General features: G+C 67.6%; 25 protein-coding genes. 13 read left to right on the forward strand and 12 right to left on the reverse strand.

Going from position 1 to position 25657, the window contains the following annotated elements; all coding sequences use genetic code 11:
• Positions 1-2: 2 nt before the first annotated feature.
• The 3 genes from CEX88_RS00260 to CEX88_RS00270 all read right to left on the reverse strand — a co-directional run bounded on the left by CEX88_RS00260 (position 3) and on the right by CEX88_RS00270 (position 2628).
• Positions 3-308, reverse strand: coding sequence for an ArsR/SmtB family transcription factor (locus tag CEX88_RS00260; RefSeq protein WP_066841515.1), 306 nt, complete (start codon positions 306-308; stop codon positions 3-5).
• A gap of 122 nt (positions 309-430) precedes the next feature.
• A complete protein-coding gene (locus tag CEX88_RS00265; RefSeq protein WP_094291998.1) occupies positions 431-1759 on the reverse strand; it encodes a replication-associated recombination protein A in 1329 nt (442 codons plus the stop codon).
• 20 nt (positions 1760-1779) lie between these two features.
• Positions 1780-2628: a DUF3097 domain-containing protein gene (locus tag CEX88_RS00270; protein WP_094291999.1), complete on the reverse strand. Its 849-nt coding sequence runs from the start codon at positions 2626-2628 to the stop codon at positions 1780-1782.
• A gap of 122 nt (positions 2629-2750) precedes the next feature.
• Between CEX88_RS00270 and CEX88_RS00275 the strand changes: the two genes are divergently transcribed.
• Positions 2751-3551, forward strand: coding sequence for an SDR family NAD(P)-dependent oxidoreductase (locus tag CEX88_RS00275; protein WP_094292000.1), 801 nt, complete (start codon positions 2751-2753; stop codon positions 3549-3551).
• Positions 3548-4033, forward strand: a complete 486-nt coding sequence (locus CEX88_RS00280; RefSeq protein ID WP_094292001.1) for a nuclear transport factor 2 family protein — start codon at positions 3548-3550, stop codon at positions 4031-4033. The genes CEX88_RS00275 and CEX88_RS00280 overlap by 4 nt, the downstream gene beginning before the upstream one ends.
• Positions 4034-4149: 116 nt before the next feature.
• Here the strand turns inward: CEX88_RS00280 and CEX88_RS00285 are convergent, their stop codons facing one another.
• The 4 genes from CEX88_RS00285 to CEX88_RS00300 all read right to left on the reverse strand — a co-directional run bounded on the left by CEX88_RS00285 (position 4150) and on the right by CEX88_RS00300 (position 9292).
• Positions 4150-5178, reverse strand: coding sequence for a zinc-binding metallopeptidase family protein (locus CEX88_RS00285; RefSeq protein WP_094292002.1), 1029 nt, complete (start codon positions 5176-5178; stop codon positions 4150-4152).
• Positions 5171-6046: a transglutaminase family protein gene (locus tag CEX88_RS00290; RefSeq protein ID WP_094292003.1), complete on the reverse strand. Its 876-nt coding sequence runs from the start codon at positions 6044-6046 to the stop codon at positions 5171-5173. The genes CEX88_RS00285 and CEX88_RS00290 overlap by 8 nt, the downstream gene beginning before the upstream one ends.
• Before the next feature lie 53 nt (positions 6047-6099).
• Positions 6100-8760 carry a circularly permuted type 2 ATP-grasp protein gene (locus tag CEX88_RS00295; RefSeq protein WP_094292004.1) on the reverse strand — a complete coding sequence of 887 codons (2661 nt, stop codon included), beginning with the start codon at positions 8758-8760 and terminating at the stop codon, positions 6100-6102.
• A 64-nt stretch (positions 8761-8824) separates the two neighbouring features.
• A complete protein-coding gene (locus tag CEX88_RS00300) occupies positions 8825-9292 on the reverse strand; it encodes a winged helix-turn-helix transcriptional regulator (RefSeq protein ID WP_094292005.1) in 468 nt (155 codons plus the stop codon).
• A gap of 94 nt (positions 9293-9386) precedes the next feature.
• Between CEX88_RS00300 and CEX88_RS00305 the strand changes: the two genes are divergently transcribed.
• A complete protein-coding gene (locus CEX88_RS00305; protein WP_094292006.1) occupies positions 9387-10568 on the forward strand; it encodes a thiolase family protein in 1182 nt (393 codons plus the stop codon).
• Between the two features lie 54 nt (positions 10569-10622).
• On the opposite strand, the gene CEX88_RS00310 is transcribed toward CEX88_RS00305, so the two are convergent.
• On the reverse strand, positions 10623-11045 hold the full coding sequence (locus CEX88_RS00310) for a nitroreductase family deazaflavin-dependent oxidoreductase (protein ID WP_094292007.1): 423 nt from the start codon (positions 11043-11045) through the stop codon (positions 10623-10625).
• Between the two features lie 56 nt (positions 11046-11101).
• On the opposite strand from CEX88_RS00310, the gene CEX88_RS00315 reads away from it, so the two are divergent.
• Positions 11102-11896 carry an SDR family NAD(P)-dependent oxidoreductase gene (locus CEX88_RS00315; RefSeq protein ID WP_094292008.1) on the forward strand — a complete coding sequence of 265 codons (795 nt, stop codon included), beginning with the start codon at positions 11102-11104 and terminating at the stop codon, positions 11894-11896.
• Here CEX88_RS00315 and CEX88_RS00320 read toward each other — a convergent pair whose 3' ends face one another.
• Together CEX88_RS00320 and aspS are read right to left on the reverse strand one after the other, a co-directional pair.
• Positions 11897-12766: a DUF4436 family protein gene (locus tag CEX88_RS00320; RefSeq protein WP_238381907.1), complete on the reverse strand. Its 870-nt coding sequence runs from the start codon at positions 12764-12766 to the stop codon at positions 11897-11899.
• 46 nt (positions 12767-12812) lie between these two features.
• Positions 12813-14579: an aspartate--tRNA ligase gene (gene aspS / locus CEX88_RS00325; RefSeq protein WP_094292009.1), complete on the reverse strand. Its 1767-nt coding sequence runs from the start codon at positions 14577-14579 to the stop codon at positions 12813-12815.
• Positions 14580-14655: 76 nt separating this feature from the next.
• Between aspS and CEX88_RS00330 the strand changes: the two genes are divergently transcribed.
• Both CEX88_RS00330 and CEX88_RS00335 read left to right on the forward strand, forming a co-directional pair.
• Positions 14656-15543 (forward strand): oxidoreductase, encoded by an 888-nt coding sequence (locus CEX88_RS00330; RefSeq protein ID WP_094292010.1) that lies wholly within the window; start codon positions 14656-14658, stop codon positions 15541-15543.
• A gap of 36 nt (positions 15544-15579) precedes the next feature.
• Positions 15580-16080 (forward strand): SRPBCC family protein, encoded by a 501-nt coding sequence (locus CEX88_RS00335; protein WP_066841335.1) that lies wholly within the window; start codon positions 15580-15582, stop codon positions 16078-16080.
• 66 nt (positions 16081-16146) lie between these two features.
• On the opposite strand, the gene CEX88_RS00340 is transcribed toward CEX88_RS00335, so the two are convergent.
• Positions 16147-17655 (reverse strand): carboxylesterase/lipase family protein, encoded by a 1509-nt coding sequence (locus tag CEX88_RS00340; protein WP_094292267.1) that lies wholly within the window; start codon positions 17653-17655, stop codon positions 16147-16149.
• Positions 17656-17686: 31 nt separating this feature from the next.
• Here CEX88_RS00340 and ypfJ point away from each other — a divergent pair, with 31 nt between their 5' ends.
• The 5 genes from ypfJ to CEX88_RS00365 are packed head-to-tail and all read left to right on the forward strand — an operon-like array spanning position 17687 to position 22593.
• Positions 17687-18583, forward strand: coding sequence for a KPN_02809 family neutral zinc metallopeptidase (ypfJ, locus tag CEX88_RS00345; RefSeq protein WP_094292011.1), 897 nt, complete (start codon positions 17687-17689; stop codon positions 18581-18583).
• Complete coding sequence (locus tag CEX88_RS00350; RefSeq protein ID WP_094292012.1) at positions 18576-20234, forward strand: DUF885 domain-containing protein; 1659 nt, start codon at positions 18576-18578, stop codon at positions 20232-20234. Before ypfJ ends, CEX88_RS00350 begins: the two co-directional genes overlap by 8 nt.
• Positions 20235-20274: 40 nt before the next feature.
• Complete coding sequence (locus tag CEX88_RS00355) at positions 20275-20949, forward strand: MBL fold metallo-hydrolase (protein ID WP_094292013.1); 675 nt, start codon at positions 20275-20277, stop codon at positions 20947-20949.
• Positions 20950-21005: 56 nt separating this feature from the next.
• Positions 21006-21752 (forward strand): SDR family oxidoreductase, encoded by a 747-nt coding sequence (locus tag CEX88_RS00360; protein WP_094292014.1) that lies wholly within the window; start codon positions 21006-21008, stop codon positions 21750-21752.
• A 13-nt stretch (positions 21753-21765) separates the two neighbouring features.
• Positions 21766-22593 (forward strand): mycofactocin-coupled SDR family oxidoreductase, encoded by an 828-nt coding sequence (locus CEX88_RS00365; RefSeq protein WP_066841339.1) that lies wholly within the window; start codon positions 21766-21768, stop codon positions 22591-22593.
• 111 nt (positions 22594-22704) lie between these two features.
• Here CEX88_RS00365 and CEX88_RS00370 read toward each other — a convergent pair whose 3' ends face one another.
• Positions 22705-23589 carry an acyl-CoA thioesterase gene (locus CEX88_RS00370; RefSeq protein ID WP_094292015.1) on the reverse strand — a complete coding sequence of 295 codons (885 nt, stop codon included), beginning with the start codon at positions 23587-23589 and terminating at the stop codon, positions 22705-22707.
• 77 nt (positions 23590-23666) lie between these two features.
• On the opposite strand from CEX88_RS00370, the gene CEX88_RS00375 reads away from it, so the two are divergent.
• Together CEX88_RS00375 and CEX88_RS00380 are read left to right on the forward strand one after the other, a co-directional pair.
• On the forward strand, positions 23667-24317 hold the full coding sequence (locus tag CEX88_RS00375) for a TetR/AcrR family transcriptional regulator (protein ID WP_064426131.1): 651 nt from the start codon (positions 23667-23669) through the stop codon (positions 24315-24317).
• Positions 24318-24427: 110 nt separating this feature from the next.
• Positions 24428-25651: an amidohydrolase family protein gene (locus CEX88_RS00380; RefSeq protein WP_064395393.1), complete on the forward strand. Its 1224-nt coding sequence runs from the start codon at positions 24428-24430 to the stop codon at positions 25649-25651.
• The last annotated feature ends 6 nt before the right edge of the window (positions 25652-25657 follow it).

The raw sequence follows: 25657 nt of genomic DNA on the forward strand, positions 1-25657 counted from the left end.
TGTCAGGTGTCGGTCATCGGTGAAATCTGAGCCAGCAGGGCGTCCAGCCGGCGATAACTGCGTTCGGCGTCGAGCCGGTACCGGTCGATCCATGCGGTCAGCCGCTCGAGCGCGGCGGCGTCCAGGTGTACCGGCCTGCGCTGAGCCTCGCGGGTCCTGGTGACCAGTCCCGCTTGCTCGAGCACCTGAATGTGTTTGGACACTGCCTGTTTGGTGATGTCGAAGGGCTCCGCGAGCTCGTTGACCGTGGCCGGCCCCCGAGACAGCCGCGCCACGATGGCGCGCCGGACGGGGTCGGCCAGCGCCATGAAGGCGCGGTCGAGTGCGGAGTCAGCATCGTCATCACGCTCCAACTGTCAACCCTATGTTTGATCAACTCTATGGTTGACTACCAAGGTAAACCGGCCCAGAGGCCGTGTCAAGGCTGAAGTCAGCGCTTGCGACGGATGATCGCGCGCAGCTTGTCGAGTCGGGTGGCGATCTCGCGCTCCACGCCATGCGAGGTCGGCTTGTAGTAGTCGACACCGACCAGTTCATCGGGCGGATACTGTTGCGGCACAACCCCGTCCGGATCATCGTGGCTGTACTTGTAGCCGACCGCGTTTCCGAGCTTCTCCGCGCCGGAGTAGTGGCCGTCGCGCAGATGCGGCGGCACCATCCCGGCCTTACCCGCCCGGATATCGGCCATCGCCGCCCCCAGCGCCGTGGTCACCGCGTTCGACTTCGGCGCCGTCGCGAGATGAACCGTGGCGTGCGCGAGCGTGAGCTGCGCTTCTGGCATGCCGATCAACTGCACGGTCTGAGCGGCGGCCACCGCGGTCTGCAACGCCGTCGGATCCGCCATGCCGATGTCCTCGCTGGCCAGGATCATCAGCCGCCGCGCCACGAAGCGCGGGTCCTCCCCCGCGACCAGCATCCGGGACAGATAGTGCAGTGCGGCGTCGACGTCGGATCCGCGCACGGACTTGATGAACGCGCTGATCACGTCGTAGTGCTGATCCCCGTCGCGGTCGTAGCGGACGGCGGCCTTGTCCAGCGACTGCTCGATGGTCTCGACGGTCACGGCCTCGCCAGCTTCGGCCGCCACCTCCAGCGCGGTCAGCGCCCGGCGGGCGTCGCCGGCAGATAACGAAACCAGAAGCTCGACGGCCTCGTCGGTGACGGTCACCCTGCCTGCGAGGCCCCGAGGGTCGTCGATGGCGCGGCGGACCAGCGTGCGCACCGCGTCGGTATCGAGGGGCTGCAGCTGCAGGATCAGCGACCGCGAGAGCAGCGGGGCCACCACCGAGAACGACGGGTTCTCGGTGGTCGCAGCGACCAAGGCGACGACGCGGTTCTCGACCGCGGACAGCAGCGCGTCCTGCTGCGTCTTGGAGAAGCGGTGCACCTCGTCGATGAACAGCACGGTCTGCTCGCCGTAGGCGGCCGCACGCCTGGCGACGTCGATCACGGCGCGCACCTCTTTGACGCCCGCCGACAGCGCCGACAGCGCCTCGAATCGTCGGCCGGTGGCTTGTGAGATCAGCGACGCCAGCGTGGTCTTACCGGTACCGGGCGGGCCGTAGAGGATGACCGAGGCCGCGCCCGACCCCTCCACCATTCGGCGCAGCGGAGAGCCGGGCTGCAGCAGGTGGTCTTGGCCGACCACCTCGTCGAGGGTCGCCGGACGCATCCGCACCGCCAAGGGCGCCGACGCGCCTACGGGCCCGGCCGCGGGCGTTGGGGCCTCGCCGGGGACGTCGAACAGACCGTCGGACACGCCTTCTGCTTACCACGCCGTCACGACGCGGGTTGCGTCACGAAGTCGATCAATTCCTCGACCCGCCCGATCAGCGCGGGCTCGAGGTCGTTCCAGTCCCGCACCCGCCCGCGGATGCGTTGCCAAGCCCTGGCGATGTCGGCCTGCCCGTCGGCCGGCCAGCCCAGCGCGCGGCACACGCCCGCCTTCCAGTCAACGCCTTTCGGCACCGCGGGCCATTCCTCGACGCCGAGCCGCTCGGGTTTGACGCCCTGCCAGATGTCGATGAACGGGTGGCCGACGACCAAGGTGTGGGAGCCGCCGGGTCCGCGCCGCACCGCGTTCATGACCTCGCTGGCGATGCGGGCCTCTTTCGAACCCGCGACCAGGTGGTCGACGAGGACGCCGAGCCGGCGGCCGGGCCCGGGCCGGAAGTCCTCGACGATCGCGACGAGATCGTCGATGCCGCCGAGGTGTTCGACGACGACGCCTTCGATCCGCAGATCGTCGCCCCAGACCTGTTCGACGAGTTCGGCGTCGTGCCGGCCCTCGACGTAGATGCGGCTGGCCAACGCGACTTTCGCCCGGACGCCGTGCACCGCAACGGATCCCGACGCCGTTCGGGTGGTCTTGGGTACAGTTCGGCGAGGAGCGGTCAGGATGACGGGCTTTCCGTCGATCAAATAACCCGGCCCGACGGGAAACGGCTTACGCCGTCCGTTGCGGTCTTCCAGTTCCATGCGGCCGTACTCAACCCGCACGATGGCGCCGACGAATCCCGTCTGCGCGTCCTCGACGACGAGCCCGATCTCGGCCGGTTGTTCAGTGGAGCGGACTCTGCGCGGGTGAGGGTTGTTGGCCAGGATGTCGGAGCCATAGCGATCAGCCACCGAGCGATCGTAGGGCCGCGTCCCGCCCCCACCCGATGCGATGTGGTTCCGACACGCCGAGATGTCTGCCACTCCGACGTCTGCCCGCGGATGAGAAAGGCGCGTCGGCGACAATGCGGGGCGTGACCGATCTGTTCCGATACGGACCCTGGGCGGTGATCGCCGGCGGCTCCGAAGGCGTCGGCGCCGAGTTCGCCCACCAACTTGCCCACGCGGGGTTCAACCTCGTGCTGATCGCGCGCAAGCCCGACCCGCTCGAGCAGACGGCCGAAACCTGTCGCCGCACCGGCGTTGCGGTGCGAACCCTTGCCGTCGACTTGACCTCACCCGACGCGCTGGAGCGCACCGTGGCGGTCACCGGTGACGTCGAGGTCGGCCTGCTGATATACAACGCCGGAGCCAACACCTGCAGCGAGCACTTCCTCGACGCTGACCTCGCCGACTTTCAGAAGGTGATCGACCTGAACGTCGGCACCATGCTCGCGGTGGTGCAGCACTTCGGCCGTCCGATGCGAGAGCGCCGCCGCGGCGGCATCCTGATGGTGGGGTCGATGGCGGGATACCTGGGCTCCGTGCGCCACACCGTTTACGGCGGGGTGAAGGCGTTCGGCCGGATCTTCGCCGAGAGCCTGTGGCTCGAACTGCGCGACTACGACGTCCATGTGCTCGAACTCGTCCTCGGCGTGACCCGCACACCGGCCATGGAGCGGGTGGGCCTGAACTTCGACGTGCCCGGTATGCGGGTGGCCGATCCAGCCGACGTGGCGCGAGAAGGTCTGGAGCAGTTGGCGAACGGGCCGGTGTATGTGGCAGGCGGTAACGCCGAGGACGTCGCACGCCGCAACGACCCGGACCGCGCCAAGGTCGTGCTGCGCACGCACGAGTTCATGCAGAAGCTGCTGGGCGAGAAAGGAACCCGATGACCGAATTGGCGGACCTTGAGCGGCGACTTGCCCGCCTCGAGGACGAGCGCGCGATCGAGCGGCTGATCGCCTCCTACGGTCCGCTGGTTGACGCCGGCGAAGCCGATGCGACCGCGAACCTTTGGGCCGACGACGGCACCTACGACGTCGAGGGTTGGCACATGGCGGGCCGTGGCGAGGTCGCGGCGATGGTCCGCTCCGACGCGCACCAGGGTTTGATCCGCCGCGGATGCTGCCACTTCTTGGGACCCGCGGTGGTCACGGTCGACGGCGACGACGCGGTCGCGGTCTGCGAGTCGCTGTTGGTGACGCGCCACGACGACGGTTTCGCGGTGTCACGCGCGGGCGCCAACCACTTCCGGTTGCACCGCAGCGACGGCCGATGGGCGATCGTCGCGCGCCGAACCCGACAACTCGACGGCAGCGTCGAGGCTCGCGAGTTGTTGACGGCTGGCGTGGCCGGACATCCGACATCGGGGTGACTCTCGACCGGCGCGAGCGACCGCGGGAGGTCAAATTGTCGCGGCGTGTCGTGTGCAAACACGGCCGCTCGCGGAGATGTGTGGGGAGCGCTCGCGGAGGTGTGGGGAGCGCGAGTTCAGGGTTGGGTGATCTCGTCGACGACGGTGTGAATGAACCGCATCTTCTCGAGCACCGGGCCGGGCAGCACGAACGGGTAGAGATCTTCCTTGCCCATCGAGCGGTTGAGCATGTTCAGCGCCCACGACAGCGGAAGCCACATTTCGATGATGGCGTCGAAGCTGCTCGGTCCCAGGACCTTTCGTTCGAATGTCGCCGCCGCGGGCGCCACCCCGAACGCGGCGGCGGTGTCGAGAGTGTCGCGGATGTGCAGATAGTGCGCGAACGTTTCCGCCCAGTCCTCGGCCGGGTGCATGGTGGCGTAGGAGGAGACGTAGCTCTTCTGCCAGTTGTCGGGCGGACCGTCGTTGTAATGACGGTCCAGAGCGGCCTGGTAATCGGCGTCGGGGTCACCGAACAACTCGCGGAACCGGGCGTCGTAATCGGGTGACACGCTGACCAGGCGGTAGTAGTAATAGTGCCCGACTTCGTGGCGGAAGTGGCCGAGCAGCGTGCGGTACGGCTCGTCCATCGCCTTGCGCAACTGCTCGCGGTGCACGTCGTCGCCCTCGGCGAGATCCAAAGTGATGACACCGTTTTGGTGTCCGGTGAACACCTTTTTATGTTCGCTCGACAACAAGTCGAAGGCCAGGCCGTAGTCGGGGTCCTCGTCGCGGCCGATGATCGGCAGCTTGAGTTCGTGCAGTTCGGCCAACAACCGCCGCTTGGCGCGCTCGGCGTCGGCGAACGCCGCGAGCGCCTTGGTGTCGGAATCCTGCGGCCGGGTGCGGGTGAGGGTGCATGCGTCACACAGCTTGTGGACCGGAGCTTTCTCCACCAGCCAGTTGCATTCCGCCAGATGCATATTCGCGCACAGCTGGTACTTCTCGCCGTCGACGAAGCCGGCGTGGTTCTGCTCGTCGCCGGTGGCGATGACCAACAACGCCATGTCGTCGAGCGAGAACCCCAGCGGCCGACCGCACGACAGGCACAGTGAGTTCTCGAACGCGAGGCGCTGTCCGCAGTTGGGGCACAGGAAGTCACGCATGCAACACTCCTCCCTCGAACGGTTCGACGTCGACGGAGACGTCGATCTCGCTGCTCTGCGACTCGGTGTAGATGATGCCGCGCAACGGCGGGACATCGGCGTAATCGCGGCCGTACCCGACGGTGATGTAGCGCTCGTCGACCATCTGGTCGTTGGTGGGATCGAGGCCCAACCACTGGTTCTGCGGTGTCCACACGGCGGCCCACGCGTGGGTCGCGTCGATACCGATCATCCGTTCCTTCCCGGGCGGCGGATCGGTCGCCAGATAACCCGACACATAACTGGCGGCCAACCCGTTGGCGCGCAGGCAGGCGATGGCCAGCCGTGCGAAGTCCTGACATACCCCTTCGCGTGCCGCCAAAACCTCGCTGACCTGAGTGGACACCGTCGTCGATCCCGAGCGGTAGGTGAAATCGGAGTAGATGCGGTGCGTCAGGTCCCCCAGCGCGTCGATCAACGGTCGTTCCGGCTCGAAACTGGCTGCCGCGTAATCGCGTAGGACCGGGGTGATCTCCGGCGGCTGCAGGTCGAGGGTGAACTCGGTCGCCAACGCGGCGTCGACGCCGACCGGGCGGGCGATCTCCCACGGCGCCAACGCCGAACCGGCCCCGTACAGCGTGGGCGGCGGTGGGTCGACTTCGACCACCGACCGGCTGGTCACCGCCAGCGTCCGGTGGCGTTCGGCTACGTGGAAATACGAGCTGATGTTGCCGTAGACGTCGCGGCTGGTGGAACTGTCCGCGGCCGGCGGATCGATCTCGAGCTCGTGCGACAGGCAGCGCTGACGCTCGGTGTCCCGCGGAGTGAGGAAGCCACGGCCGTAGGAACTGGTGACATCGGCGGCGTAGCGGTACACGGTGCGGTGCATAATGCGGTAGGTGCGGCTGGCCGCAGACGAAGTCGGGCCGTCCGGGAACGCGTTCACGGCATCAGCCGCCGCTCGTCCGGACCCCACAGGTGTTGCATGCCCCCAGGCAGCGACAGATGGGTCGCGGTGATCACGGTCGCCAGTTCACGGAGATCCGCGTGCATTCCGTCGAGCAGCTCAGCCAACTCGACCCGCCTGCCGTCCACGATCTCCTCGAGACCATCGGGGTCGAGTCGCCGTAGCCGCGTGGCGATCTCGTCGACCATCCGCTCGGGCCGCGACGAACCCGACGACCCGGGCAACGCCTTGAGGCCCGCGCGCAGCCGCTCCAGCTGGTAGATCAGCGAGCGCGGGTTGTCGGTGTCGAACAGCACCAGGTCGGCGACCGCGGACATGCTGACCTTTCCGAGCATCCGGCGCCGGTAGATGACCGACGACTCGCACACCACCAGAGTCGATTCGGTGATGGTCTGCTCGGCGGCCGGGCTACGGGCGGTGGTGAGCGTCGCGCTCAGGAGCGCGGTGAGGTTCAGGCCGCGTTCGATGCGCTTGCCGATGTCCATCATCGTCCAGCTGACATCGCGGATCATCGATTCCGCCGCCACACCGGACAGCGCCAGCATGCCCGCGAGGGTCAGGCTGGCCGTCGCGGTGAGGAACGCCTCGCCCTCGGCCTGCGAATCGGGCGGCTCGTTGGCGGTACGGCCGGCCGATGACGCGGGTGGATGAAGCAGCGCCCGTTCCACAGCGGCCAGCACCATCCAGGTGTCGTTGGACATCTGGTCGCGCACCGAACGGGTGAGCAGGCCGAGGCGTTCGACGGACTGGGCCAGCGATCCCGGGCGGTACCGGTCCGCGGTCAACGACCACAGGGTGGACTGCGCGGTGGCGACCATCTCCGCGTCGTCGCCGCCGGCGCCGGTGTCGGTACCGGTTTGGTGGCCCAGCGCGGCCAGCAACACCGGCACGCATTCGCTGCCGTCCATGTCTCGGCGGTAATGAAATTCGTGGTAACGCTCCCTGGTCACCGTGAGCAGCCGCGCCATGTGCTCGGCGCGTTCGGCGTAGCGTCCCACCCAGAACATGTCGGCCAGTACACGCGGCGAGCTCACCGCGCGCGTCGGGCTCGGCCGGACCGCGGGCAATTCGACCGGCGGCACCCGCTCCACGGTGACCCGCTCCGGTGCCCGAACCCAGACATCTTTGGCGGCAACGGTGTTCAGTGTGTACGCCGCATCGCCCGGCGCCAGGACATAGCCGAGGCCGCCGATCATGGGCGCATAGCCGCCGCGCTGAGCGACGGTGAACAGGCGCATGCCGACATTCGTCGCCGACAAGCTGCCGGATACGACAACGCTTGGCGCAGAGGAGAACTGGGGCAGCTCCTGGCCGACCCACTGCCACGGTGTGGCTTCGATGCACTCGGTGAGCTGCCGGCGCTGATCGGCCGACAGGGCGGGGCCGACGATCCCACGGCCGCCGGTCACCGGTCTGATCAACAGCGACGACAGGTGGGCGAGAAGATGCGAGCGTTCGGTGCTGATGCCGCCCCAGTACATCGGCGCGGTGTCGAGCATCGGTGCCTCGCCGAGCAACTGTTGCGAGAGTTCGGGCAGAAACCGTTGCAGCCCCGGGCTTTCGAGGACACCGCTGCCCAACGTGTTGACGACCGCTACCGTGCCACGGCGCAGCGCCTCGACGAGGCCGACGACACCGATTCGTGAGTCCGAACGCAGATCCAGCGGATCGACGAAGTCCGCGTCCACCCGGCGCAGCACGACGTCGACACGCTTGAGCGTTCCCATCGAGCGCATCCACAGCTTGCCGTCACGCACGACCAGGTCGTCGCTCTCCACCAGCGGAAAGCCCAGCACGCTTGCCAGGTATGCCTGGTCGAAGGCGGTCTCGGAGTGGATGCCCGGGCTGAGTACCACCACAGTGGGTTCTTCGGCCGACTCGGGAGCGGCGTCGATGAGCGCCAGTCGCAGCGCCTGGGCCCACGGGGACGCCGGTCGCGGGCCGATCCTTTCGTAGAGGTCGGGAACCGCATGCGCGACGACGCGCCGGTCCGCCAGCGCGTAACCCGCCCCCGAGGGTGCCTGTGTCCAGTCGGCGTTGACGAGGAAGTCGCCGTCGGCGACGCGGCTGACGTCGCAGCCGTGCAGGAACAGTTGGTGGCGGCCGGGGACGTCGATGCCTCGCGCGGCCCGCACGTAGCCAGGATGGGCGAAGAGAAGCTGGGCCGGCAGCACGCCGCTGGTGATCGACAGCTGAGGCCCGTACAGGTCGGTAAGGACCGCGTCGAGAAGTCTGGAGCGCTGCAGCAGACCGGATTCCAGCACGTTCCACTCGTCGGCCGAGACCACAAGGGGCAGCGCGTCGAGATGCCACGGCCCGGGTTCGGTGGGCTCGTGACCGTTCGGGCCGGTTTGACCGACCACCGAACCGCGCCCGTCGACCCGAACATAGGTGATGCCGTCGTTGTCGACCAGGCTGCGCACCACCTCACGCAGCTGCGCCAGACCGGGGCGGCCGCGCTCGGCGACGCAGTCGGCCAGGTCCTGCCACCCCGGGCGGACTTCGCCTGCGGCATCGACGAACTCGTCGTAGCCGCTGCCTGCGCCCGGTCGCACGTCGAACAGCGCCTGCTGAATGCGTGCGGTGCGGTACCTGCCCAGCAGGTCGTCAGGGACGTTCGGTGCCGGTAGTGCCATCAGTGCAGAACGGTAACCGGTCAGCCCGGGATGCGGCGCAGTGCGCTGTGCCGGCGATCGATGCTCATCGCTTCAGCCGCACCGCCAATTCCTCCGGCGGTACGCGGTGACCGTCGGCGCACCGAATTTCGACGGTGGCCTCGGCGCCACACCCCCGGTGCGCAAGGCGCAACGGCGTGCGGTTGGGCAGATGGCGCCGGCCCCACTCGAACATCGCCCAGACCACCGGCATGAACTCCCGGCCGGCGTTAGTGAGGACGTACTCGTCGCGGCTGCGCTGGCCCGGCTCCTGATAGGGCTGCCGCTCCAGCAGACCGGCCTCGACCAGGTCCGAAAGCCGGGCCGCCGCGGCGGCTTTGGTGATGCCGACCCGGCGCCAGAAGTCGTCGAAGCGGGTGGTGCCGTAATAGGCCTCGCGCATGATGAGCATCGCCGACTTGGTGCCCAGCACCGCCATCGTCTTCTCGATCGGGCACTCCCCGACCGCCGACCAGGCGTCCCGGTCGGCCAGCCTCCCCTGCAGAACTGTCATGGAATTCACCCTACCCCTGAGTTGTTCTACCTATACCTAGCTGGTATAGCTGGGTATAGACAAGTCCACTCAGCGTGGAGGGTAGGAGGCAGCAATGTCCGGATTCTCAGGTCGGGACGCCGTCATCGTCGGAGCGGTTCGCACACCGATCGGCAAAGGCAAGCAGAACGGGGCGCTGCACGACGTGCTGCCCGTGGACCTGCTCGCCCACAGTCTGAAGGAACTGGTGGCCAGGACAGGCATCGACCCGGTACAGATCGACGATGTCATCGCCGGGGCGGTCACCCAGGTCGGCGACCAAGCGGTCAACATCGCGCGCAACGCGCTACTCGGTGCGGGATTCCCCGAATCGGTACCGGGTACGACGGTCGACCGGCAGTGCGGCAGCAGCCAGCAGGCCATCCACTTCGCCGCCCAGGGCGTCATCTCGGGCGCCTACGACATCGTCGTCGCCACCGGCGTGGAATCGATGTCGCGGGCTCCGATGGGTTCGAGCGTGCTACCCGGCAGTGACCCGTTCGGCGCGATGGCGCAGCGCTACCCCGAAGGACTTGTGCCGCAGGGCATCAGCGCTGAGTTGATCGCCGCCAAGTGGGGTCTGTCGCGTCAGCAGCTCGACGAGTTCTCGGCGGGCAGCCATGAGAAGGCCGCGACCGCGACCAAAGAGGGCCGCTTCGACAACGAACTGATCCCGATCGCCGGTCTGACCACCGATGAGATCATCCGGCCGGGCACGACCGTCGACACGCTGGCCGTGCTGAAGCCGGCGTTCTACAACCCGGCCTACGAGCAGCGGTTCCCGCAGATCGGCTGGGAGATCACCCCGGGCAACTCGTCGCCACTGTCCGATGGCAGCGCCGCGGTGCTGATCACGACTAGCGAGGTGGCCGCGAATTCAGGTTTGCAGCCGCTGGCCCGGATCCACTCGATGACCGTCGTCGGCTCTGACCCGCTCTACATGCTGACCGGTGTCATCCCAGCGACGGAGAAGGTGCTGCAGCGCGCCGGCCTCACCCTCGCCGACATCGACCTATTCGAGGTCAACGAGGCGTTCGCGCCCGTCGTCCTGGCGTGGGCACACGACACCGGAGCCGATCTCGCCAAGACGAACGTCAACGGCGGCGCGATCGCGATCGGTCACCCCCTGGGTGCCAGCGGCGCGCGCATCATGACGACTCTCGTCAACGCGTTGGAGCAGCGCGGCGGACGGTATGCGTTGCAGACGATGTGTGAGGGCGGCGGCATGGCCAACGCCACGATCATCGAACGCCTCTGAACCGAACGACTTCGGTGTAGTTGGTCGCGCTGACCGCGCCCAACTACACCGAAGTCACGCCCTGGCGAGCTCGAAGACCGGGATGACCCGACTCGTCTTCGCTTGGTACTCGGCGAACACCGGCGCATACTCGACGAGCTTCGGGTAGAGCTCGTCGCGCTCCTGGTGCGGCAGCTCCCGAGCGGTGGCGTCGTAGTCGGTGGTCCCGACCTCGACGTGGACCTTCGGATTCGCCCGGAGGTTGTGCACCCACGCTGGATCTTTGTCGGAGCCGGCGTAGGAGCCGACGACGTAGATCCTGTCCTCGTGTCGCAAGTACGCCAGCGGCGACAACCGCCGTTGACCTGACTTCGCGCCGGTGGTGTGCAGCAGCAGGAGGTTTCCGCCCTCGAACGGCCCGCCGACCTTGCCGCCGTTGGCGCGGAACTCATCGACGATGCTTGCGTTGAAGTCCTTGATGTTGGAGATCTCGGTCATTCCCTCTCCAAGTCCCGGCGGACGCCCGGTATTCCGCATCCGCATAATCGACGACCATGCGGGTGATAGTGACGGGCGGTAACAGCGGTGTCGGCAAGGCCACGGCGGCGGCTCTCGCGGCCGACGGCCATAGCGTGCTGATTGCCTGTCGCGATGTCGACAAGGGGCGCCGCGCGGCGGCCGAGATCACCGGTGACGTCGACGTGGCCGCCCTCGATCTCGCCGACCTGGCCAGCGTGCGCGCGTTCGCCGACTCCGTCGAATCCGTTGACGTGCTGGTGAACAACGCCGGCGTGATGGGCATGCCGCTGACGCGCACGGCCGACGGTTTCGAATCCCACATCGGCATCAACCATCTCGGCCACTTCGCGTTGACGTCGCTGCTGGCCGACCGGATCACCGACCGGGTGATCTCGGTGGCCAGCGCGACCTATCTGTTCGCCACTTTGCATCTCGACGACCTGAACTGGCAGCGCCGAAAGTACTCGAAGTGGAACGCCTACGGCGAGTCCAAATTAGCCAACCTGCTGTTCGTCGCCGAGTTGGCGAACCGAGGTGTGCGCGCGTATGCCACCGACCCGGGCGCCACCGACACCGACATCACCCGATCGCTCGGAATGGGCGAGCATCAACGGATTCGGCGCCTGATGCACACCCCCGCCCAGGGCGCCCGTGCCACCTTGCAGGCGGTGACGACCGACCTGCCCAGCGGGACCTATCTGGCGCCGCGGTTCAATCAGCTCGGCAGGCCCAAGGTCACCCGGTTGCGACGCAAGGCCGTCGATCCGGCGACGGCCCGCCGACTGTGGGACGCGTCGGCCGAACTCACCGGCTGCGACTGGCCGCGCTGATCAGTCCCGCTGTCGCCACCACGCGACGACGTACAGCACCATCGCCGCCGCCAACGCGATCAGCACCCACAGCACCACCGCCAGATCGATCCAGGCGCCCGCCGGCGGCGCGCCGGGCAACAGGTTGCGAAGCGGCACCACTGCGAACAACATCGCCGCGAACCAGGTCGTCAACGGAGGCAGGAACTTTCGGCGGCCCAGCACCGTCTCGATCGCCACGAACAACGCCGCTGCAGGCAGTGCCAGCAGCACCAGCAACACCCCGAGGTCGAACGCGAGCGCTCCCCTGGTGCGCTCCATGGTGAAACGTACGGTCGGAATCGGGTCCGGCGCCGAATCGATGGTGCCGTTCTGGGCACGAAAGTCCCATCCGTTGATCTGACCCGCCGCGACGATTCCCGCCGGGATGCGGCGTTGTTCGGCACCGTAGCCCGCAAAGGCCTCCACGCCGATGGTGTCGGTGGTGAACTTGTCGAACGGCCAGTCGTCGGGGTCGCCGACCGCGACGAGGTGGGTGGCCGATTCACTGACAGACAGGTCACCGTGCACATAGATCAACTCGCCGGAAGCGGTCCATGAACTCAACCGGACCGTGAAATCGGCGGGCTCGTACTGCTGCAGGTTGGGGCCCGGGTGTATGAGAACGTCGACCGCCAGGCGGTTCTGGATCGCGTCCATCTGCCGCAAGCGGATGATGACGACGGATTCACCGGTGACCGACGGCTCCGAGAATTCGAAGTTGCGAGGCCGCGGCTCCAACAACGCATATCCGAAGAGGGATCCGACGTAGACAGCCATCACCGCCACGACCGTCGTCACGACGGTGACCCGTCGCCGCCTGGGCGTGCCTGATGGCGCCGCACCTGTCACGCGCGGATCGTAGCCTCAGTCGCGCCGAACCCGACGCGGATTGGGATCAGTCGGTCTTCGGCTTGGCGTCGATCCCGGATTCCTTGCGCTGCTGCGGGGTGATCGGCGCGGGCGCGCCGGTCAACGGGTCGACACCGCCACCGGACTTCGGGAACGCGATCACTTCGCGGATCGAGTCCGCACCGGCCAGCAGGGCGGTGGTGCGATCCCACCCGAACGCCAGACCGCCGTGTGGCGGCGCGCCAAAAGTGAACGCCCCCAACAGGAATCCGAACTTCTCCTCGGCTTCGGCCTTGTCGATACCCATCACCGCGAACACCCGCTCCTGGATGTCGCGACGGTGGATACGGATCGAGCCGCCGCCGATCTCGTTGCCGTTGCACACCACGTCGTAGGCGTCGGCGAGCACGCTGCCGGGATCGGTGTCGATGCGGTCCTCGAACTCCGGCTTGGGCGCGGTGAACGCGTGGTGCACCGCGGTCCACGCGCCGGATCCGACCGCGACGTCACCGTGCGCCGTCGCCTCGTCGGCGGGCTCGAACAGCGGCGGGTCCACCACCCAGGTGAACGCCCAGGCCTTCGGGTCGATCATGTCGAGCCGTTTGGCGATCTCGATGCGCACCGCGCCGAGCAGCGCCCGCGAACTCTTCGCCGGGCCCGCCGAGAAGAACACGCAGTCACCCGGGGATGCGCCGACGTGCGCGGCGAGGCCGTCGCGCTCGACGTCGGAGAGGTTCTTGGCCACCGGGCCGCCCAAAGTGCCGTCCTCGCCGACGAGCACATACGCAAGCCCCTTGTGCCCGCGCTGCTTGGCGAAGTCCTGCCAGGCGTCGAGCGTGCGGCGGGGCTGAGAAGCGCCGCTGGGCATGACCACGGCGCCCACGTACGGCGCCTGGAACACCCGGAACGGGGTGTCCTTGAAATAGTCGGCGCACTCGACGAGTTCGAGTCCGAACCTCAGATCGGGCTTGTCCGAACCGAAGCGACGCATCGCGTCGGCGTAGGTGATCCGCGGCAGCGGCAGGGGTACGTCGTAGCCGATCAACCGCCACAGCGCCGCGACGATCTCCTCGGAGACCGCGATCACGTCCTCGGAGTCGACGAAGCTCATCTCGAGGTCGAGCTGGGTGAACTCGGGCTGGCGGTCGGCGCGGAAGTCCTCGTCGCGGTAGCAGCGCGCGATCTGGTAGTAGCGCTCCATGCCCGCGACCATCAGCAGCTGCTTGAACAGCTGCGGGCTCTGCGGCAACGCGTAGAACGACCCGGGCTGCAGCCGTGCGGGCACCAGGAAGTCGCGCGCACCCTCGGGGGTCGAGCGCGTCATCGTCGGGGTCTCGATCTCGACAAAGTCATGCCGTTCCAGCACTTCGCGGGCGGCGGCGTTCACCTTGGACCGCAGCCGGATCGCGTGGCCGGGGCCGTCGCGCCGCAGGTCGAGGTAGCGGTACTTCAGGCGCGCCTCCTCGCCGGCCTGCTCGTCGAGCTGGAACGGCAGCGGCGCGCTCTCCCCGAGCACGGTCAGCGACGTCGCGTTGACCTCGATCTCACCGGTGGCGATCTCGGGGTTGGCGTTGCCTTCGGGGCGGATCTCCACCACACCGTCGATCGCGATGCAGAACTCGGCGCGCAGCCGGTGCGCCGCCTCGAGGACGCCGGCCTCACGGAACACGACCTGCGACACCCCGGACGCGTCGCGCAGATCGATGAAGATGACGCCGCCGTGGTCGCGCCGACGCGCCACCCACCCGGCCAACGTCACCTTCTGACCCGCGTCGGCGGGCCGCAACGATCCGGCGGCATGACTGCGCAGCACTGAAACTCCTGGAATTCGCCTGACAAGACAACTGCACAAGTGTAGAGGGGTCGGATCCGCCGGTAGTTTGGCGTTCATGCCCAGTCGCGTCGCGCTCGTCGGACCCGGGGCGATCGGATCGACGGTCGCGGCTCTGCTGCACGCGGCCGGCCACCCGGTGATGCTGTGCGGGCGCACGCCGCGCGACGCGATCGAGGTCAGGTCCGACGACGGCGAGCCGATTGTGGTGCCCGGCCCGGTGCTGACCGACCCGGCCGACATCTCCGAACCGGCCGATGTCGTGTTGCTGGCGGTCAAGGACACCCAGAACGAGCAGTCGGCCGGGTGGCTGGCGAAGTTGTGCGACGAGCGCACCGTGGTGTGTGCGCTGCAGAACGGTGTCGAACAGGTCGAGCGCGTCGGACGCTACTGCCCTTCATCGACGGTTGTGCCTGCGGCCGTCTGGGTTTCGGCGGAGCCGACGGAGCAGGGTTATGTCCGGTTGCGCACCGGGGCCCGCCTCGTGCTGCCCGACACCGACGGGGCGCGGACACTGGCGGCACTGTTCGCCGACAGCGCCGTCACGGTCGAGATCGACCCGAACTTCCTCAGCGCGGCGTGGCACAAGCTTCTGGTCAATGCGGTCGTGGGGTTCATGGTGCTCAGTGGGCGCCGCTCGGGCATGTTCCGGCGCGACGACGTCGACGGCCTGGCGCGTCGCTATCTGGCCGAATGCCTCGCGGTGGCGCGGGCAGAGGGCGCACAGCTGAGCGATGAGGTGATCGACGACATCGTCGGCCTGCTCGCCAAGTCGCCGGAGGACATCACCACCTCGATGCTGACCGACCGCGAGGCCGGCCGGGAGTTGGAGTGGGACATCCGCAACGGGGTGATCGCCCGCAAGGGCGCCGAGCACGGGCTGAGCACGCCGATCAGCGACGTACTGGTGCCGCTGCTGGCCGCGGCCAGCGACCGGCCTGGCTAGGCTTGGGCTCTGACTAGACAGCGTCCTTTACTGTGTATGCCCATGCAGCAGTGTGAACGCGTCGACCTGGACTTCGTCGAGAACGCGCCGTTTCGGTTCGTCAGCACCGTCGACCTCGCGATCACGCCCGAGCAGCTCTTCGACGTGCTCGCCGATGCGGAGTCGTGGCCGCACTGGGCCACCGTGATCACCGAGGTGACGTGGACCAGCCCCGAACCACGCGGCGTCGGCACCACCCGAACGGTGAAGATGCGCGGCGGCATCGTCGGCGACGAGGAGTTCCTGGCCTGGGAGCCATACAGCCACATGGCGTTTCGGTTCAACGAGGCCTCGACCGGAAGTATCGGCGCGTTCGCCGAGGACTACCGGGTGGTTCGGACGCCGCAGGGCTGCCACCTGACGTGGGTGATGGCGATGAAACCCAACGGCGCCGCCGCCCGGATCGGAATGACGTTCGGCGGGCCGGTGATGGGCTGGCTGTTCCAGAAGTTTCTCTACAACCTGCGCGACTACTCCGCGAAGCGCTTCGGGGTCTGAAGTTCGCGAAATAGCATTCCCGCAGGCGTCTACTCGCACTTTCGCTGCTGGAATTCCATTTCGCGGTTAATACAGGCCCGCCCAGGCTTCGCGGCGCTCGGCGTCGGGATCGGAGACCACCGTGTCGCGCGCACTCATGATGATCCGGGTGCAGCGCCGTTCGGAGTCGTAGACGGGCCAGTCGTGTCCGTTCGACCAGTGGATCTCGCCGGTGTCCCACCCCTGAGAAGCAAAGTCGAGCCACGCCCGCTGCATGCGCCTGCCGACCGCAGGCTGCAGCCGCCGCCCCAGCGGGTGGATCTTGCGTCCGAGATATGACGCGTAGCTGTGCTGGATGTGCACGATCTCGCTGCCGTGGGTCGCGCCGAGGCCGAGCATGCGCAGGCTGAAGCCGAAGTGGTCGAAGCGGTACATGTGGGTCGGGGCGTGTGCGCTGTAGGCATCGGCGAACGCCCACGCCGGCCCGCCGAACATCACGTCGGAGGCGAACGCCAGCAACTCCCTTCGGCGCGGATAGTGCGGGTACGCGGCCAGCACGCGCTGTTGGGCGTCGGGCGCGACGCGGGCGAAGTAGGCCTCCACGGACGCCTGGGTGGTCGGCAGCATCGGCGGTTTGGTCCAGGCGAACATCGACGCTTCGTGGCTGTTGGTTCCGATGATCAGTGGCACCCGCCGCAGGGTTCCGGCGCGCGCGGCGTCCACAGGGTGACGCGGCAGCAGCTCGACGCCGTGGGTCAAGCCGTAGGCCAACGTCGGCGTGCGCGCGGCGCTTTCGAGTTGCAGCCTGCCCGCCGCTCTGCGCAGCTCGCGTTGCGGTAAGCCCTTGATCTCCGAGACCGGCACGCCGAGTCGGCGCACGAACTCGTGTGCCTGCTCGGCGCGCAGCTCGCGATCGGCGATCAGCGGCAGCGCCGGGCTCTGGGCGATCGCGCGGCTGAAAAGACCATCGGCGGCGGGGCTGGCGATCAGCGCGAGCACCGATGTGCCGCCCGCGGACTCACCGAACACCGTCACGCGGGACGGATCACCGCCGAAGGCCGCGATGTGGTCGCGGACCCACCGCAGTGCGGCGATCTGGTCCCGCAGGGCAAGGTTGTCGTCGAACCCGTCGCCGAGGTCGCCGAGTTCGAAGCCACCGAAGACGCCGATGCGATAGGTGATGTTGACGACGACCACGTCGCCGTTGGCGGCCAACCGCGAGCCGTTGTACAGCTGGAACTGTCCGGCACCGAACACGAACGCGCCGCCGGGGATCCACACCATCACCGGAAGCGACGCACTGGTGTCGGGCGACCACACCGTCAAGGTCAGGCAGGCTTCGTCACGCACTTTCGGATCGTCGCGCCCGCCGCCGACGAACGACTTGCCCTGCGGGGGCAGCGGCCCGTGCTCGATCGCGTCTCGCACCCCTGCCCACGGTCGCTTCGGCTCGGGACCAAGGAACCGGCGCTCGCCCACGGGCTGCTCGGCATACGGCACCCCGCGCCATACCCCGACGCCACCACCCTCGCTCGTGCCGCGGAGATCACCGAGGTCGGTGTGCACGATGACCGAATGTCCGACAACGGTGGCCACGACCGAATCGTAGTGTGCAAAGCTGAACGTCATGACCTTCAACGAAGGCATGCGAATCGACACCAGCACCGCCTCGTCCAGTGGTGGCGGTGGCGGGCCCGGGCGGGGCATCGCGGTCGGCGGGGGCGTCGGCGGCCTGCTCATCCTCGTGGTGGCGCTGTTCCTCGGCGTCGACCCCAGCACGGTGCCGGTGCCTCAGCAGGGCCAGTACGACAGCCAGGGCGTCGAGTCGCCGGGTTTCGACCTCAGCCAGTGCAAGACCGGCGCGGACGCCAACAAGATCCCCCAGTGCCGGGTGCTCGCCACCGGCAACTCGCTCGACGCGATCTGGCCACAACTGATGCCGGACTACACGCGGCCCGGCGTTCATCTCTTCAGAAACAGCGTCAACACAGCCTGCGGCCCGGCGACCAGCGAGGTCGGCCCCTTCTACTGCCCGGCGGATCAGACCGCTTATTTCGACGTCGAGTTCTTCGACGTGCTGCGCGACCAATTCGGTTCCAGCGGCGGCCCGTTGGCGCAGGAGTACGTGGTCGCACACGAGTACGGTCACCATGTTCAGAACCTCACCGGCACGCTTCGGCAATCGCAGGGTCCCGGCGCCGCGGGCCCCACCGGCGGCGGCGTCCGCACCGAACTGCAGGCCGACTGCTACGCGGGGGTGTGGGCGCACTACGCCGCCATCACCAAGCAGGAAGGCACCGACGTCACGTTCCTACAGCCGTTGACGGACAAGGACATCGCCGACGCGCTGTCGGCCGCGGCCGCGGTGGGCGATGACCGCATCCAGAAGCAGACCACGGGCCGCGTCAACCCGGAGGCGTGGACGCACGGATCGGCCGCGCAGAGGCAGAAGTGGTTCACCGAGGGCTACCGCACCGGTGATCCGAAGGCCTGTGACACGTTCTCCACGAACGACCTTGGGTAGGACGCCCACGGCCGTCGACGCCGTCGCCGAACGCTATCTGGACACCCTCGCCGCGCTCGACCCTTGTGCGGCAACCGAAATGGGGATCACCGGCCACGACCGCAACTACGACGAGGAGATCACCGACTACTCCCCCGACGGCGTCGCCGCACGTGCCGACGCCGCGCGCCACACACTGCGGGAGCTCGACAACGTCACCGCCGAGGACGCCGTCGACGAGGTGACGGTGGCGGCGATGCGCGAGCGCCTCGGCATCGTGATCGACATCAACGACGCCGGGCTCGATATGGGCGAACTCAACGTGATCGCCTCCCCGCTGCAGTCGATGCGCGACGTGTTCGACCTCATGCCTACCGAAACCGACGACGACTGGGCGGTGATCGCGCGCCGACTCTCACACGTGCCCGACCGTGTCGCCGGATATGCCGACGCGCTGCGGACCGCGGTCACCATCGGCCGTCCCCCCGCGGTGCGCCAGGTCGCGCGCGGCATCGAGCAGTCCGCAAGCATCCAGCACCTGTTGGTGGACATGGTCGCGGCCGCGGTCCCCGACAACGCAACGCTGCACGACGAACTGCAACAGAACGCCGCCCATGCGGCGAACGCCTACCGCGAACTCGGCAGGATTCTCGGAGACGAGATCGCACCACATGCGCGCGTCGAGGATGCGGTGGGCCGCGACGCCTACCGGTTGTGCTCACGTTCCTTTCTCGGCGCCGAGGTCGATTTCGAGGAGACATACGAGTGGGGCCTTCAGCGGCTGGAAAGCATTGTCGCCGAACAGGAGAAGCTTGCCAAGCAGTTGTACCCCGGAACGTCGATCGCGGACGCGCTGCGGCGCCTGGACACCGAGGAGCGCTACCTCATCCAGGGCGTCGACGCACTGCAGGCATGGATGCAAGACCTCTCCGACCGCGCTGTCGAGGCGCTCGCCGACACGCACTTCGACATCGCCGAACCGCTGCGCGAGCTGGAGTGCCGGATCGCGCCGACCCACACCGGCGGCATCTATTACACCGGTCCGTCGGAAGACTTCAGCAGACCCGGTCGGATGTGGTGGTCGGTTCCGCACGGCATCGACACCTTCCATACGTGGCAGGAGACGACGACGGTGTTCCACGAGGGCGTTCCGGGACACCATCTGCAGATCGGGCGTGCGGTCGTGCGCGCCGACCAACTCAACCGGTGGCGGCGACTGGGCTGTTTCGTATCGGGCCACGGGGAGGGTTGGGCGCTGTACGCCGAACGGCTGATGGCCGAACTCGGTTGGCTCGAAGATCCCGGCGACCACATCGGAATGCTTGACGCGCAACGTTTTCGGGCCGCACGCGTCGTCATCGACATCGGTGTGCACTGCGCCATGACCGCACCCGACGGCACCGTGTGGGATGTCGACAAGGCGTGGCAATTTCTGGTCTCGCACAGCGCGATGAACGAGGAGCACCTGCAGTTCGAACTCGACCGCTACCTCGGCTGGCCGGGTCAGGCGCCGTCGTATGCGATCGGCCAGCGGATCTGGCAACGGCTGCGCGACGAGATGCTGGGCCGGGGTGTGCCGCTCAAGGAGTTCCATGACCGCGCCCTGGACCTCGGCGGATTGCCGCTCGACGTGCTCCGGTCCGCGCTGACGCGCGATTTCGCCTCCGGCTGAGCCCCTTTCACTGCCCGCTCGTACGCCCTAGCGTGGACGCATGGATTCCGTGGCCGTCACGCCGAACCTCACCATGCTCGTCGTCAACGGGTGGCAGGTCTACGCCTGGCGCGACGGTGACTCGGTCACGCTGATCGACACCGGGGCACCGGGATCCGGCGCAGCCATCGCCGAGGCGGTGCCATCAATCGATCGGATAATCCTGACGCACGGACACGTCGACCACATCGGCTCGGCCGCCGAACTCCACAGATCGACCGGCGCCCCGGTTGTCGCCGGCGCAGGGGATGCCGCCGCGATTCGCGACGGAGCTGCGCTGCCCCCACCGGTGTTCGAGGACTGGGAGGTGCCGATCCACGCGCGTGTCGCAGCAGGATTGCCCGATGCTGCCGAGCCCGTCCCTGTCGCCCGGGAACTGTGCGACGGCGACATGCTGGATTTCGGTGGCGGCGCCGAGGTCCTGTCGATACCGGGTCACACCGAGGGCAGCATCGCGATTCATCTGCCCCGCCACGGCGTGCTGCTCACCGGCGACACCATCGCCAACGTCGGCACGCTCATGCTCGGCACCTTCAACCAGGACCGTGCGCGCACGGTGGCGTCATTCCGCCGTCTTGCCGCGCTCGACATCGACACGGCGTGTTTCGGTCACGGCGACCCGATCGCTGCCGGCGCGGGCGACCGGCTCCGCGAGATCGCCGCCACGTTGACGTGACCGGCTCCATCCGAGTCACTCGACGAGTACCGTCACCGTGGTCGAAGGAGACATTCATGCGCATTGCAATCGCAGGTGCGACGGGGAACATCGGCGCCCGCACCGCCGCCGCGCTCGAGCGCGACGGCCACGAGGTGGTCCCCATCAGCCGCTCACAAGGGGTCGACCTGATGTCCGGTGAAGGCCTGGACGCCGCCCTCACCGGCGTGCAGGCCGTCGTCGACGCCATCAGCGCACCGCCCACCGATCGGGACCGAACCGTCGAGTACTTCGGCACCACCACACGCAACCTGCTCGCCGCCGAACAACGCACGGGCGTCGGCCATCACGTCCTGCTCTCGATCGTCGGCATCCACGACATCGAAGGCAATCCGCACTACTCAGGCAAGCGCGAGCAGGAGCGTCTCGTCGCCGACGGACCGGTGCCGTGGACGATCGTGCCCGCCACCCAGTTTCACGACTTCGCGGCCATGGTCGCCGGTTGGTTCGAACAGGACGGGGTGTCGACCATCGCGCCGTTGCTCATACAACCGATCGCGCCCGACGACATCGCCGAGGTTCTTGCCGAGGTCGCCGTCGGCCAACCGCAGGGCCGGTACGTGGATGTCGCGGGGCCCGAGACACAAGACCTCGTCGACATGGCCCGCCGGACGCTGGCCGCAAGGGGCAAACAGGTCAAGCTGGTGCCGACCTGGTCGGGCATGTTCGGGTTGTCGATGTCGGGAAATGTGTTGCTGCCGGGCGAGAATGCCCGCATCGCCCCGACGACGTTCGACGACTGGCTCGCCGCCGGCGCCAATTGATCAGGAGAACTCGATGACCAACCCCGATACCCCCCTCGCCGGAAAAGTTGCCTACGTGACGGGCGCCGCTCGCGGACAGGGCCGTTCGCACTGCATACGGTTGGCCCGCGCCGGGGCCGACATCGTCGCGATCGACGCGTGCGGTCCGGTCGCCGAGCACAACGGCTATCCGCCCGCGCTCCCGGAGGATCTCGCCGAGACGGTGAGCCTCGTCGAAGGTGAGGGCCGCAAGATCGTCGCCGACCGCGTCGATGTCCGCGACCTCGCGGGCCAGCAGCGGGTGGTCTCCGACGCGATCGAACAGTTCGGCCGCCTCGACATCGTCGTCGCCAACGCCGGTGTGATGAATTGGGGTCGGCTGTGGGAGATTTCGGCACAGCAGTGGCAGGAAGTCCTCGACGTCAACCTCACCGGTGTGTGGAACACGATCAAGGCCGCCGTGCCGCCGATGATCGAGGCGGGCAACGGCGGCTCCATCATCACGATCAGTTCGGCGGCCGGCATCAAAGCCGTTCCCGGGTGCGGTCACTACTGCGCCAGCAAGTTCGGCGTCGTCGGGCTCACCAACTCGTTGGCGGTCGAACTCGGCGAGTTCGGCATCCGGGTCAACTCGGTGCATCCGTACGGCACCGACACCCCGATGGGCAACGACACCTCGATGTGGCAGGTCTTCGCCGACCACCAGACCTACATCCACAGCTTCTCCCCCGGCGCGCTGCCGACGGAGTCGCTGGCGGACCCGGATCTGATCTCCGACATCGTCGTCTGGCTGGCCAGCGACGCCTCGTCACTGCTGACCGCGGCGCAAATCCCCGCGGACAAGGGCTATCTGAAGATTTGAGCTTCCCGCGAGTCTGAGCTTATGCGTCAAATCCGGCCGAACTTCGTGCAGAAGTTCAGTTTCGGCGGGCGGGCACCGGCCGGGCGGGCAGCCGGGCGGGCACCGGCCTTGTTACAGGCGCGACTGCTCCTTGATCGCCGTGTCGCTGGTGCGCAGCGGCCGGATCAGCGCGCCCTGGGTGAACGATGCGATCAGCTCACCGGCCTCGGTGTGCACGGTTCCGCGGACATACGACATGCCTGCGCCCACCTGCGTGCTCTCGTGGCTGTACAGCAGCCACCCGTCGAGTCCGAACGGCTCATGGAAGCTGACCGACACCGTCATCGGTGCGGTCGACACGGTGACGTGGGACTGCGCGGTGCCGATGCCCTCGTGGGCGCGCATGGTCGTCGAAATACCCAGGTGTCCAGTCAGATACGCGACGAGAGCCTTGGCGAGCTCGTCACGCTCGGGCGTCTTGTCGTAGTGCACCCAGGCATACAGTTCCGGCGGGCCGACCTCGTCGGGGCTGTTGACGTCGACGACATCGACCAGCCGGATCTCGCGACCGGCCATGGCCATGCGCGCGTCGTTCGCCTCGGCGGGCGGCTTGACCTCGGGGCGCGCGACGGCGTGGCGGATGACGTCGTCGGTCGGGACGTCGGTCAGCACGGTGACGGTGATGCAGCGCTTGCCGTTCTGCTTGGCCGCGACGACAGCGGTTGCGGTGGAACGGCCTTCGTTGACGACGTCGACCTCCAACTCGACCGGCCCGGCCGCGACCATGACCGCCCGCGAGAACACCGCATGCGCCGACCGCACCGACTTGCCCTCGAATCGTTTGGCCACCGCCACGATCACCTGGGCGAGCACCTGGGTGCCCTCGACGACCTGCCGGTCCTCCTCACCGGCCGGGCCGGTCTCGGCGATGAATCGGTTGTCCCCGTCCTGGCGGACGTCGAACAGGTCGAGCAGGGTGTCGACGGTCCACTGTTGCTGAGCTGAGTCTGTCGTCATGACAAGGAACAGTAACCGAGCTTCTACAAAAGCGGTAACGTCGTTACCAGTCGATCTCGAGCCGGAAGGTGACGACCATGGCCAAGCCGAGCGGGCGCCCCGCCGCGGGCGCCACACGCATGGCCGACGCCGCCGATGGCGACCCCCGGCCCAAGCGCTTCATGAAGTCGGCGCTGGCGATCCTCGGCGAGACCGGGCGCACCGACTTCACCGTGCTCGAGGTGGTCGAACGGTCGAAGACATCGCTGCGGTCCTTCTACCAACACTTCTCGACCAAAGACGAACTGCTGCTCGCGCTCGTCGACAAGATCATGGCCGAGTCGACGCGCCGCTGGCGCGAAGACACCGCCGGCCTGCCCGCCGCGACGGCCCTTCGCGTGCTCATCGACCGGATCTGCACCCCGCCCGAGACCACCACCCAGGACAAGGTCAACCGCGGCCTGACCAACTACAACGACCGCCTCGCCGAGACCTTGCCGCGCGAATACTCGCGCGTGCTCTCACCGGTCTACGAGCTGATCAAGGACATCATCAACCGCGGGATCGCCGAGGGCGTCTTCCGGTCGGACCTCAACGTCGACGCCCGGGCCGCACTGATCATGCAGTCGTCGCTGGGCGCGATCCGGCTGCAGGTGCTCGGCGCGGAACTCAGCGGCATACCGGTCGGCGCAGACGACATCTACGACTTCTGCCTCAGCGGGCTCACCGGCCCGGACCACAACGCTTGACCTGCGCCGCACCGGCGGAGAACAGGCTTCTCCGGCGCCGCTGTTTCTGCTGGTCCCAAAGTGGTAATGTCATTACCACTAACAGCCAATCAGACTTGCAGGAGGCGAACATGACACGCCAGCTTCCGTATCCCGTGTTCGACGCGGACAACCACTTCTACGAGCCCAAAGAGGCGCTGACCAAGTTCCTCCCGGACCACCGCAAGCACGTCATCGACTACATCGAGGTGCGCGGACGGACCAAGATCATGGTGCGCAACCAGGTCAGCGACTACATCCCGAACCCCACCTTCGAGGTTGTCGCGCGCCCGGGCGCCCAGGAGGAGTACTTCAAGCACGGCAGCGGCGGCAAAAGCTTCCGGGAGGTGATGGGCAAGCCGATGAAGGCGATTCCGGCCTTCCGCGAACCCGCCGCGCGACTCGAGGTCATGGACGGCCTCGGCCTGGATTACTCGCTGATGTTCCCGACCCTGGCCAGCCTGGTCGAGGAGCGGATGAAGGACGATCCGGAACTGATCCTCGACGTCATCCACGCGCTCAACGAGTGGATGTACGAGACCTGGCAGTTCAACTACGAGGACCGGATCTTCTCCACCCCGGTGATCAACCTCGGCATCGTCGACCGCGCGCTCGAAGAACTCGAATGGTGTCTGGAGCGCGGCGCCAAGACGGTTCTGGTCCGGCCGGCGCCGGTGCCCGGTGTGCGCGGCACGCGGTCGTTCGGGTTGCCCGAGTTCGACCCGTTCTGGGACGCCTGCGTCAAGGCCGGTATCCCGGTGTCGATGCACGCCTCGGACTCCGGCTACGCCGAGTACCTCAACGACTGGGAACCGGCCGATGAGTACCTGCCGTTCAAGCCGACCGCGTTCCGGATGGTGTCGATGGGCAAGCGGCCGATCGAGGACTCGATGGCCGCGCTGGTGTGCCACGGCGCGCTGACCCGCAATCCCGATCTGCGGATTCTGTCCATCGAGAACGGCGCCGACTGGGTGCCGTACCTGTTCAAGCAGTTCGAGGGCGTCTACAAGAAGATGCCGCAGGAGTTCCCCGAGAACCCGATCGAGGCGTTCAAGCGTGGGGTGTATGTCGCACCGTTCTGGGAGGACGACTTCGCCAAGATGGCCGACCTCATCGGCGTCGACCGGGTGATCTTCGGGTCGGATTGGCCGCACCCGGAGGGGCTGGCCGAGCCGACCCATCTGATCGACGACCTGCAGGGACTCGACGAGGAAGGCCAGCGGAAGGTCATGGGCGGCAACATGATCGACCTGTTCAAGGTGCCCAACGAGATCGTCCACAACCCCGACGTGCCCGCGCTCGTCATCCCCGCCTGAGTTCAG

Source organism: Mycobacterium neumannii, from assembly GCF_002245615.1.
Classification (GTDB): Bacteria; Actinomycetota; Actinomycetes; order Mycobacteriales; family Mycobacteriaceae; genus Mycobacterium; species Mycobacterium neumannii_A.

Coding starts and splice junctions, on each gene's coding strand:
- CEX88_RS00300 (WP_094292005.1), bottom strand. CDS start 9,292: ATGACAGTTCTGCAGGGGAGGCTGGCCGACCGGGACGCCTGGTCGGCG.
- CEX88_RS00295 (WP_094292004.1), bottom strand. CDS start 8,760: ATGGCACTACCGGCACCGAACGTCCCTGACGACCTGCTGGGCAGGTAC.
- CEX88_RS00380 (WP_064395393.1), top strand. CDS start 24,428: ATGACACGCCAGCTTCCGTATCCCGTGTTCGACGCGGACAACCACTTC.
- CEX88_RS00360 (WP_094292014.1), top strand. CDS start 21,006: ATGCGCATTGCAATCGCAGGTGCGACGGGGAACATCGGCGCCCGCACC.
- CEX88_RS00370 (WP_094292015.1), bottom strand. CDS start 23,589: ATGACGACAGACTCAGCTCAGCAACAGTGGACCGTCGACACCCTGCTC.
- CEX88_RS00355 (WP_094292013.1), top strand. CDS start 20,275: ATGGATTCCGTGGCCGTCACGCCGAACCTCACCATGCTCGTCGTCAAC.
- ypfJ (WP_094292011.1), top strand. CDS start 17,687: ATGACCTTCAACGAAGGCATGCGAATCGACACCAGCACCGCCTCGTCC.
- CEX88_RS00330 (WP_094292010.1), top strand. CDS start 14,656: ATGCCCAGTCGCGTCGCGCTCGTCGGACCCGGGGCGATCGGATCGACG.
- CEX88_RS00305 (WP_094292006.1), top strand. CDS start 9,387: ATGTCCGGATTCTCAGGTCGGGACGCCGTCATCGTCGGAGCGGTTCGC.
- CEX88_RS00365 (WP_066841339.1), top strand. CDS start 21,766: ATGACCAACCCCGATACCCCCCTCGCCGGAAAAGTTGCCTACGTGACG.
- CEX88_RS00310 (WP_094292007.1), bottom strand. CDS start 11,045: ATGACCGAGATCTCCAACATCAAGGACTTCAACGCAAGCATCGTCGAT.
- CEX88_RS00335 (WP_066841335.1), top strand. CDS start 15,580: ATGCCCATGCAGCAGTGTGAACGCGTCGACCTGGACTTCGTCGAGAAC.
- CEX88_RS00375 (WP_064426131.1), top strand. CDS start 23,667: ATGGCCAAGCCGAGCGGGCGCCCCGCCGCGGGCGCCACACGCATGGCC.
- CEX88_RS00315 (WP_094292008.1), top strand. CDS start 11,102: ATGCGGGTGATAGTGACGGGCGGTAACAGCGGTGTCGGCAAGGCCACG.
- CEX88_RS00290 (WP_094292003.1), bottom strand. CDS start 6,046: ATGCACCGCACCGTGTACCGCTACGCCGCCGATGTCACCAGTTCCTAC.
- CEX88_RS00280 (WP_094292001.1), top strand. CDS start 3,548: ATGACCGAATTGGCGGACCTTGAGCGGCGACTTGCCCGCCTCGAGGAC.
- CEX88_RS00260 (WP_066841515.1), bottom strand. CDS start 308: ATGGCGCTGGCCGACCCCGTCCGGCGCGCCATCGTGGCGCGGCTGTCT.
- CEX88_RS00285 (WP_094292002.1), bottom strand. CDS start 5,178: ATGCGTGACTTCCTGTGCCCCAACTGCGGACAGCGCCTCGCGTTCGAG.